We start from the raw sequence: 322 nt of genomic DNA on the forward strand, positions 1-322 counted from the left end.
AGAAAGCCTTGCGCAACTGGCCGAACGCTGCCCCAACCTGGTCGGTTTCAAGGACGGCATCGGCGACATCGAAGCCATGGTCCGCATCCGCCGCAAAATGGGCGACCGCTTCTCCTACCTGGGCGGCCTGCCCACTGCTGAAGTCTATGCCGCGGCCTACCGTGCGCTGGGCGTGCCGGTCTATTCATCGGCCGTCTTCAACTTCGTGCCGAAGACCGCCATGGACTTCTACCGCGCCATCGCCGCGGGCGATTCCGACACCACCAACCGCCTGCTGGACGATTTCTTCCTGCCCTACCTGGAAATCCGCAACCGCAAGGCT

Annotated in this window: 1 protein-coding gene; it reads left to right on the top strand. The window is 63.4% G+C overall.

The window, feature by feature from the left end:
• Positions 1-322 (top strand): dihydrodipicolinate synthase family protein (locus tag AC27VE_RS30745; protein WP_488705859.1); only part of this gene is annotated, 322 nt, incomplete at both ends.

The sequence above is a fragment of the Achromobacter sp. 18P8.1.1 genome (genome assembly GCF_057799415.1).